This is a genomic window from Actinomadura sp. BRA 177, assembly GCF_013372625.1.
In the GTDB taxonomy this organism is placed as follows: Bacteria; Actinomycetota; Actinomycetes; order Streptosporangiales; family Streptosporangiaceae; genus Spirillospora.
This window is the reverse complement of the sequence record NZ_JABXFD010000605.1, coordinates 1-8,727: the sequence shown is the minus strand read 5'-3', so window position 1 is coordinate 8,727 and position 8,727 is coordinate 1. Positions and strand designations below refer to the sequence as shown.

9 protein-coding genes are annotated in these 8,727 nt (G+C 71.5%); 1 reads left to right on the top strand and 8 read right to left on the bottom strand.

The genetic code is table 11. The annotated features are described in order from the left end of the window. The 7 genes from HUX53_RS34195 to HUX53_RS34165 all read right to left on the bottom strand — a co-directional run. On the bottom strand, positions 1-1,379 hold a 1,379-nt coding region (locus HUX53_RS34195), incomplete at its 3' end, for a maltotransferase domain-containing protein (RefSeq protein WP_176407416.1). A 216-nt stretch (positions 1,380-1,595) separates the two neighbouring features. Then, entirely contained in the window at positions 1,596-2,339 is a 744-nt protein-coding gene (locus tag HUX53_RS34190) for a copper homeostasis protein CutC (RefSeq protein ID WP_176407415.1), read from the bottom strand. After that, positions 2,336-3,277 carry an asparaginase gene (locus HUX53_RS34185; RefSeq protein ID WP_176407414.1) on the bottom strand — a complete coding sequence of 314 codons (942 nt, stop codon included), beginning with the start codon at positions 3,275-3,277 and terminating at the stop codon, positions 2,336-2,338. The genes HUX53_RS34190 and HUX53_RS34185 overlap by 4 nt, the downstream gene beginning before the upstream one ends. An 8-nt stretch (positions 3,278-3,285) precedes the next feature. After that, positions 3,286-4,128, bottom strand: coding sequence for an amino acid ABC transporter permease (locus HUX53_RS34180; RefSeq protein ID WP_176407413.1), 843 nt, complete (start codon positions 4,126-4,128; stop codon positions 3,286-3,288). Continuing rightward, positions 4,125-4,769: an amino acid ABC transporter permease gene (locus HUX53_RS34175; protein ID WP_176407412.1), complete on the bottom strand. Its 645-nt coding sequence runs from the start codon at positions 4,767-4,769 to the stop codon at positions 4,125-4,127. Before HUX53_RS34175 ends, HUX53_RS34180 begins: the two co-directional genes overlap by 4 nt. A 10-nt stretch (positions 4,770-4,779) precedes the next feature. After that, positions 4,780-5,715: a glutamate ABC transporter substrate-binding protein gene (locus tag HUX53_RS34170; RefSeq protein WP_176407411.1), complete on the bottom strand. Its 936-nt coding sequence runs from the start codon at positions 5,713-5,715 to the stop codon at positions 4,780-4,782. A gap of 124 nt (positions 5,716-5,839) precedes the next feature. Further along, complete coding sequence (locus HUX53_RS34165; protein ID WP_176407410.1) at positions 5,840-6,568, bottom strand: amino acid ABC transporter ATP-binding protein; 729 nt, start codon at positions 6,566-6,568, stop codon at positions 5,840-5,842. A gap of 245 nt (positions 6,569-6,813) precedes the next feature. On the opposite strand from HUX53_RS34165, the gene HUX53_RS34160 reads away from it, so the two are divergent. After that, on the top strand, positions 6,814-7,935 hold the full coding sequence (locus tag HUX53_RS34160; RefSeq protein ID WP_176407409.1) for an ROK family protein: 1,122 nt from the start codon (positions 6,814-6,816) through the stop codon (positions 7,933-7,935). 10 nt (positions 7,936-7,945) lie between these two features. On the opposite strand, the gene HUX53_RS34155 is transcribed toward HUX53_RS34160, so the two are convergent. Next, on the bottom strand, positions 7,946-8,302 hold the full coding sequence (locus tag HUX53_RS34155) for an STAS domain-containing protein (RefSeq protein WP_176407408.1): 357 nt from the start codon (positions 8,300-8,302) through the stop codon (positions 7,946-7,948). Between the last annotated feature and the right edge of the window lie 425 nt (positions 8,303-8,727).

Here is an 8,727-nt window from a genome sequence, read left to right as displayed (position 1 = left end):
GCGAGCTCTTGGAAGTAGTCGGTGAGTTCGTCGGCGGCGTTGCGCCAGGTGAAGTAGGTGTAGGACTGGTGGAACCCGGTTTTGGCCAGGGTGTGCATCATGGCGGGGCGGGTGAAGGCTTCGGCCAGGAACAGCACGTCGGGGTCGGTGGCGCCGATGTCGGCCAGCAGGCGTTCCCAGAAGGCGACGGGTTTGGTGTGGGGGTTGTCGACGCGGAAGATGCGGACCCCGTGGTTCATCCAGTGCTGCACGATCCGTTTGACCTCCTCATAGAGGCCGTCGGGGTCGTGGTCGAAGTTGAGGGGGTAGATGTCCTGGTATTTCTTGGGCGGGTTCTCGGCGTAGGCGATGGTGCCGTCGGCGCGGGTGGTGAACCACTCGGGATGCGAACTCACCCAGGGGTGGTCGGGGGAGCATTGCAGCGCCAGGTCCAGGGCGACTTCCAGGCCGTGGTCGGCGGCGTAGGCGACGAAGGCGTCGAAGTCCTCCAGGGTGCCCAGGTCGGGGTGGATGGCGTCGTGTCCGCCCTCGGGTGACCCGATCGCCCACGGCGACCCGGGATCGTACGGCCCGGCGTCCAGGGTGTTGTTCGGGCCCTTGCGGAACGTGGTCCCGATCGGGTGTATGGGCGGGAGGTAGACGACGTCGAAGCCCATGTCGGCGATCGCGGGCAGCCGTTTCATCGCGGTGCGGAACGTCCCCGAGGTCGGCCCCCGCCGCCCCATCGGGTCGAACGTGGCCCCTTCCGACCGCGGAAAGAACTCGTACCAGGCCCCGTACAGCGCCCGCTGCCGGTGCACGACCAGCGGAAACCAGTCGCTGACGGTCAGCAGGTCCCGCAGCGGATGACGCTCCAGAACGTCCAGCACGGTGGGGTCTCCGGCGGCGGCGAGCCGTTCGAGCGCGTCCACGCCCCCGTCCGACATGAGGCGCGTGAGCCGGGTCAGGACGCGCCGGTCCTTCGCCGGCACCTCGCCCGCGGCCCGCGTGAACAGCGCCACGCCGTCCGCGAGCATGAGTTCGACGTCCTGGCCGCGCGGAACCTTGATCTGCGCGTCATGCCACCAGTGCGCGATCGGATCGCCCCACGCCTCCACCCGAAACGACCACGACCCCATCTCCGTGGGCGTCACCCGCGCCGACCACCGGTCCAGGCCCACCCCGACCTCGGACATCCGCTGCCCCGGCAACTCCTCGCCGTCCGGCGTCCGCAGCACCACCGCCGCACCCAGCATCTCGTGCCCCTCACGGAACACCGTCGCCGACACCTCGACCGTCTCACCCACCACGGCCTTCGCCGGCCACCGGCCACACCCCACCACCGGCGCCACGTCCAGAATCGGAATGCGACCGAGCTCGCCCTCCAGCTTCACCTGCATGTGCCCGCTCCCGCTCGTCGGCGCCGTCACCCGGCCATCGGTCCCAGACATCCATGCCCCGTCCGCAACTCGCCGCCATCCCCGCCACGACAAGATCATGCAAAGAACTGCCGTGCCGGTAAAGGGCGCGCGGAAAGGCAAGATCCCGGCAGGTGTGCACCTGCCGGGATCTTGCCCGCCCCCCTGGCTCACGAACGGCCGGGCCGGCCGTTCGGTCTAGCCGGCCGCGCGGATGACCGAGTCGATGCCGGCCGCGGTCGTGACGAGCCGCAGGTATTCCGGCTGCCGCAGCTCCCCGCCCATGAACGGGTACGGGTTGCGGTGGACGGCCGGGCTCGGCTCCTCCCTCAGCGCGGCGAAGTGGATCTCCCGGGCGCCGGTCGCCGCGACGATCCGGGCCACGTTGCGGTCGGTGACCCCGCCGCCGGGCATGACGATGATGCGGTCGCCGGCGTGCTTCACCAGTTCCGCGATCAGCGGCGCGCCCTCCAGCACGCTGACGTCCTGCCCGGACGTGAGGACGCGGTCGACGCCCAGCTCGACCAGGGCGTCCAGCGTGCCGAACGGGTCGGCGGCCATGTCGAAGGCGCGGTGGAAGGTGACGGGCAGTCCGTCCGCCGCCGCGATGAGCCGCTCGGCGACCGGACGGTCGATCGTCCCCTCGGGGGTCAGCGCGCCGATCACCACGCCGTGCGCGCCGGCCTCGCGGACGAGCCGGACGTCGTGCTCCATCGCCGCGGCCTCGTGCTCGTCGAAGATGAAGTCGCCGCCGCGCGGGCGGATGATGACGTTCACCTTGATGGACGACACGGCGGCGAGCGCCGCCCGGACCGTTCCAAGGGTCGGGGTGAGCCCTCCCTCGAACAGCGCCGCGCACAGTTCGACGCGGTGGGCGCCCGCCTTCTCGGCGGCGATGGCGCCCGCGACGCTGTCGATGCAGATCTCGTAGGTGAGGCTCACTGACGTCCTTCCTCGGTGGTGCGGATCTCGCCGACCGGGTGCCCGCCGCCGAGGACGGGGACGGCGGCCAGCGGTTCGGCCGGGGCCGTGCCGGCGCCGAGCGCGGCGAGCGCGCGCAGCGCGATGGCGGTGGTGGCGCGGGGGCTGCCGTCGATGACCTTCACGGCGACGGCGTGGCCCGCGGCGGTGGCGGCGATGAACACGCCCTCCGCGCCGCCCTTGGCGACCGTGCCGGGCAGCGCCCGCATGAACTCGGTATTGGCGTGTCCCGTCCCGCCGACGTACTCGGGATGGGTGCGCATGGCGTCGGCGACCGCGCGGGACTCGCCGGACAGGACGAGGGACCGCGCGGCCCGGGCGAGACCGGTCAGCGTGAGGCCGAACAGCGGCGCGCCGCAGCCGTCCACCGCGACGGGCGACGGCTCCTCGCCCGCGCCGTCCGCCATGACCTGCCGCACCATCAGCTGGAGCGGGTGCGACGGGTCGAGGTAGGTGTCGACCGGCCAGCCGTTCGCGACGCAGGCGGTGAGCATGGCGGCGTGCTTGCCGGAGCAGTTCATCCGCACCCGCGACTCGCCCTCGCCGGCCCGGATGAGCGCGGCCTTCGCCGGCTCGTCCTCGGGCCAGGACGGCGGGCACTGCAGGGCGTCCACGCCGAGGCCCGCGTCCGCGAGGATCGCCTCGACCGTCTTGACGTGGAAGTCCTCGCCGGTGTGGCTGCCCGCCGCGATCGCCAGGCGCTCCCCGTCCAGCGGCGCGCCCGCCCTCAGGCAGGCCAGCGCCTGGAACGGCTTGGTCGTGGAGCGCGGCAGGACGGTCTCCTCCGGATTGCCGCGCGCGTAGGCGAGGGTGCCGTCCGGGGCGAGCCCCGCGACGCTGCCGTAGTGGCGGCTCTCGACGAAGCCGTTCCGGACGACCTCGGCCAGAACTTCGTACATCACTTTCCTCAGGGTTTCGCGGCGGGGACCGCTTCGCGGACGGCCCGCGACGGACGGACGCGCTGCCGCGCCTCCAGCGTCCGCGCGAGCTTGGCCAGCGACGCGTTGATGACCAGGTAGATCAGCGCGATCACCAGGTAGGTCTGGATGAGCAGGTGGTTGTAGTTGGCGAGGACCTTCCCGCTGTAGAGCAGCTCGGCGTAGCTGACGACGTACCCGAGCGAGGTGTCCTTGAGCAGCCCGGCCGACTGGCTGACGAGCGACGGCAGCACCCGCCGCGCCGCCTGCGGAAGGACGATCAGCCGCATCGCCCGGCCCCGCGTCAGGCCGACCGCGAGGCCCGCCTCCAGCTGGCCGCGCTCCACCGACCGGATCCCGGCCCGGAAGATCTCCGCGAACGCGGCGGCATTGGACACCGACAGCGGCACGACGAGCTTCCAGAACAGCGGCAGGTCGACCCCGTACCTCGGCAGCGCGAACAGCACGACGTAGACGAGCAGCAGCGCGGGAATCGTCCGGACGATCTCGACGTACGCGGCGGACGGGACGCGCAGCCACCGCGACGGCGACACCCGCCCGAGGGCGAGCACGATCCCCGCCGCCATGGACAGCGCGATCGACACGACCGCCGCGTACAGCGTGGACCGCAGGCCCTCCAGCAGGTACCGCCACATGACCCACGTCCCGTAGGGACGCCACCGGTCGGCGGCGAGCTGGCCGTTGTCGGCGAACTGCCGCAGCGCCAGCGCGACGAGGACGGCGCCGGCCAGCACGGTCAGCGCGGTCGTGATCCGGATGCGCCGCCGGGCGCGCGGGCCCGGCTCGTCGAACAGCAGTCTCGAAGAACTCATCGCAGGATCGCCAGCTTCCGTTCGAGACCGCCGGTGACCAGCCCGAACACCCCGGACAGCGCCATGTACAGCAGGCCCGCCGTCACGAAGATCCAGATCGGCTGCGCCTCGGCGAGGTTGACCCGGTTCGCGGCGGCGGTCAGCTCGACCACGCCGACCGCCGCCGCGAGCGCGGTGTTCATCAGCGTCATGATCGCGATGTTGCCGAGCGGCTGGACGACCGTCCGCAGGGCCTGCGGGAGGACGACCAGCCGCAGCGACTGGACGAACGTCAGCCCGAGCGCCCGGGCGGCCTCGCCCTGCCCGGCCGGCACCGCGTTGATCCCGGACCGGATCGCCTCGGCCATGTACGCCCCCTGGTAGAGGGCGATGACGACGGCCGAGGTGGTGAACAGCCCGGCGATCACCCCGATCTCGGGCAGCCCGAACACCGCGATGACGAGCCAGACCAGCAGCGGGATGTTCTGCAGGACCTCGACGTAGGCCATCCCGGCGGCGCGCAGCACGCGCACCGGGCTGACCCGCATCGCGGCGACGAGGACGCCGGCGGCGAGCGCGCCCGCGAGTGCGAGCAGCGTCAGCTCGACGGTGAGCAGCAGCCCGTCGCCGAACTCCCCGAGGTGGTCGGTGATGACGTTCATCGGACGGGGACTACTCCGAGCCCGGCGCGGACCCGATGGCGGGCGGCTGCGGCGCGTCGCCCTCCACGACCGTGCCGATGGAGTTCTTCCAGACCTTCGCCCACAGGCCCGACTGCTGGATCTGCTTGAGCCAGTCGTTGACGAACTGCTTCATCTGGGTGTCGCCGTGCTTGAGGCCGATCCCGTACGGGTCCTCGGTGAACGGCTCGCCCTGGATCTTGATGGACGTGTCCTGCTTCGCGGTCGCGAGCAGCACCGCCTGGTCCTGGACGTAGGCGTCGCCGCGGCCCTGCTTGAGCGCCTGCACGCACTCGGGGTCGCTGCCGAACGTGACGATCTTCGCGTCCGGGGCGGCCTTCTTGATCGCCGGGATCGCCGGGGTGTTGGTGCCCGCGATGACCGTCTTGCCCTTCAGGTCGGCCGGGGCCTTGATGCCCGTCTCGTCCTTCTTGGTGGCGATGACGAGCCCGGAGCTGTAGTAGGGCCCGGCGAACGCGACCTGCTCGGCACGTTCCGGAGTGATGCTGTAGGTCTGGAACACCACGTCCACGGTGCCGTTGGACAGTAGCGCCTCGCGCGTCTCCGACGCCGAGTTGACGATCTTCACCTTGGGCTCGCCGATGATGTACTTGGCGAGCAGCCGGCCGAAGTCGGCGTCCAGCCCCTCGACCTCCTTGGTCGCCGGGTTCTGCTGGGACAGCAGCGGCGCGTCCAGCGAGCCGCCCACGATCAGCTCGCCGCGCTGCTTGATCTTCTCCATGGTGGAGCCGGCGGGAATGTCGGTCGCGACCGGCGCCGAGGCGAGCAGGTCGTCGGTCTTGCCGCCGCCGGCGCCGGGCACGGCCGAGTCGGAGTCGCCGCCGGAGCAGGCCGCGAGGCCCGCCAGCGACAGCGCGGCGACCGCGGCCACCGCCGCCCGCCGCAGCCCCGCAGGGGTACGCACCATGATCATCAACCTTTCTCGGGTGGCGCGCCACGTCCGGCGCGCCGGGGGATCGTGCGGTGAGCCCTTTTCGTCCTCGGTGGCCGCGACACTGTCGGGTCGCCGGGCCACGCCGGACGAAAAGGACTCAGTGGCTGAGGACCTTGGCCAGGAAGTCCCGGGCCCGGTCGCTGGCGGGGGAGTCGAAGAAGGCGGACGGCGTGCCGGTCTCGACGACCTCGCCGTCCGCCATGAACACGACGCGGTCGGCGACCTTGCGGGCGAACCCCATCTCGTGGGTGACGACCACCATCGTCATGCCGTCGCGCGCGAGGCCCGTCATCACGTCCAGCACCTCGCCGACCATCTCCGGGTCGAGCGCGGACGTCGGCTCGTCGAACAGCATCGCCTTCGGCCGCATCGCGAGCGCGCGGGCGATAGCCGCGCGCTGCTGCTGCCCGCCGGACAGCTGCGCGGGCAGCTTCTCGGCCTGCTCGCCGATACCGACCCGGTCGAGCAGCTCGCGCCCGCGCTTCTCCGCCTCGGCGCGCGACAGCCCGCGCACCCGCGTGGGCGCGAGCGTCATGTTCTGCAGGACGGTCTTGTGCTGGAACAGGTTGAACGACTGGAACACCATGCCGACGTCCGCGCGCAGGCGGGCGAGGGCGCGCCCCTCGGCGGGCAGCTCCTCGCCGTCGACGCGGACCACGCCTTCGTCCGGCGTCTCCAGCCGGTTCAGGCACCGGCACAGCGTCGACTTGCCCGAGCCGGACGGGCCGATCACCACGACGACCTCGCCGCGCGCCACGTCCAGGTCGACGTCGCGCAGCGCGGTGTAGCCGCCGAAGCGCTTGCTGAGGCCGCGCACCTCGATCATTCGGTCACCTACGATCCAACTTCCTTCGAAATCGAAGCCAAGACGGACGATAGAACGTCAAATCGATGTAAGTCAACGCGTTGCTGTACCAAGTTCGCACATGCTATCTATCTGGGGTGCGCAACAGAGACGACGGACCGGCTCCCGGAGCGGAGCTCCAGCGGAGCGGAGGGAGACGGTCTGTCCGGCGTTCGCCGGGGGGTGTGGGGGGGCGCCCCCCACAGGAGACGAGTCCGGCGGCGCTCGTGCGGCTGGTGGCGACCGGCCGGGCGGAGTCGCGGGCCGAGCTCGCCCGGCTGTCCGGGCTCGCCGCCTCCAGCGTCTCGCTGCGGGTCGAGCAGCTCATCGACGCCGGCCTGTTCGCAGAGGAGGGCGCCGGGGCCTCGCGCGGGGGCCGGCGGCCCCGCCGCCTCCGCCTCGCCCGGGAGGCGGGCGTCTTCCTCGTCGCCGACCTCGGCCCGCACCACGCCCGGCTCGCCGCCGCCGACCTCGCCGGCACGCCGCTCGCGGTGTCCGACCTCGCCTGCGACATCGCCGTCGGACCCGAGAAGACCCTCACCGCCGTCGTCGACAGCCTCCGCGCGCTCGCCCGCGAGCACGGGCCGGCGGACGTCGCCGTCCGCGGCATCGGCATCGGGCTGCCCGGCCCCGTCGACCCCGCCACCGGCCAGGTCGTCTCGCCGTCCCGGATGCCCGGCTGGAACGACTTCCCCGTCCGCGACTTCGTGACCGGGCACGCCGGCGTCCCCGTCCTGGTCGAGAACGACGCCAACCTCATGGCCGTGGGGGAGCACCGCCGGTCATGGCCGTCCCTCGACAACGTCATGGTCATCAAACTGGGCAGCGGCATCGGCTGCGGCATCATCGTGGACGGCCGGCTGCACCGCGGCCGCGGCGCCGCCGGCGACATCAGCCACGTGCGGATCCTGTCCGAGGCGACCGTCGACTGCTCCTGCGGTCACCCCGACTGCCTGGAGGCCCACGCCAGCGGCGCCGCGCTCGCCGCGTCCCTCGCCGCGCAGGGCATCACGGTGGACAACCCGTCCCAGATCGTGGACCTCGTCACCGACGGCGTCCCGCAGGCGACCAGCGCCGTCCGCACCGCCGGCCGCCTCATCGGCGACGTGCTCACCGGCCTCGTGAACTTCTTCAACCCGGACGCGCTCGTCATCGGCGGCAGCCTGTCCAACGCCGAGCCGCTCGTCGCCACCATCCGGGGCGTCATCTACGAGCGCTGCCTGCCCCTCGCCACCCGTAACCTGGAGATCGCCACGTCCCGCGCGGGCCGCGACGCCTCCATCCTGGGCGCCGGCCACCTGCTGCTGGACATCTCGGACGAATGGATCGACCGCGCCCTGGCCGGCTAGCGATGCCCGGCTAGCGATGCCCGGCGAGCGCCTCCCGGGCCGTCGCCACATCCGGCGCGATCGCGACGCGCCGCTGCAACCCGGCCACGTCCGACACCCGGCGGACGAGCCCGCGCGGCGGCAGCACCACCCACATGGGGACGCCCAGCTCGCTCGCCCGCATCTGCGAACGCGTGATCACGTTCAGCCCGTTGGAGTCGCAGAACGTGCAGCCGGTGAGGTCGAGGATCAGGGCCGGTGTCCCGGAGTCGAGGAGGCGCACGGCCTGGGCGAGGATCTCCTCGCCGTTGCTCAGGTCGACCTCGTCCGGGAACGTCAGCGTCCCGCAGGTCTCCGTGATCTCCACCCGCGCTGCTCCGAGATCCATGGTTCGCCCCAAAGTCGGATTCCTCACCTGGATGACAACGGGGGGTACTCCTCTGCGACTGTAAGCGTTGATCCTGGACGAATCCTGAAAGAAAGAGTCAAGTCTAGGACGTCCCTCGCCCATAACGCCGACGAACTCGTTCACTCGCGTTTCGTCCCGTTTCGTCACTTCTGACGCCTCCCTCGCCGCCCCGCCACGACCGCGGCGGCCTCCCTCGCGCCAGTCTCACTCCCGTTCCTGAACTTTCTCTGAGCGAACCCGAACCGCCCCCTGAGTCTCCGAGCCGCGCCGACGGGAGGCCCTGCGGGTGGGGTGTGGGGATAAAGGCCTATATTTCGGGCGGTGGGGTGCTAGAACCGGGCGCTTATACAAATCTGACGCTGCCGGCGCAGAGGAGAGTGTAAACATCGGGGGCTGCCCAATAC

What these genes read in the sequence shown, in the direction of transcription:
- HUX53_RS34165 (WP_176407410.1), bottom strand. Translation starts at nt 6,568, where the DNA reads ATGATCGAGGTGCGCGGCCTCAGCAAGCGCTTCGGCGGCTACACCGCG.
- HUX53_RS34185 (WP_176407414.1), bottom strand. Translation starts at nt 3,277, where the DNA reads ATGTACGAAGTTCTGGCCGAGGTCGTCCGGAACGGCTTCGTCGAGAGC.
- HUX53_RS34155 (WP_176407408.1), bottom strand. Translation starts at nt 8,302, where the DNA reads ATGGATCTCGGAGCAGCGCGGGTGGAGATCACGGAGACCTGCGGGACG.
- HUX53_RS34180 (WP_176407413.1), bottom strand. Translation starts at nt 4,128, where the DNA reads ATGAGTTCTTCGAGACTGCTGTTCGACGAGCCGGGCCCGCGCGCCCGG.
- HUX53_RS34170 (WP_176407411.1), bottom strand. Translation starts at nt 5,715, where the DNA reads ATGGTGCGTACCCCTGCGGGGCTGCGGCGGGCGGCGGTGGCCGCGGTC.
- HUX53_RS34175 (WP_176407412.1), bottom strand. Translation starts at nt 4,769, where the DNA reads ATGAACGTCATCACCGACCACCTCGGGGAGTTCGGCGACGGGCTGCTG.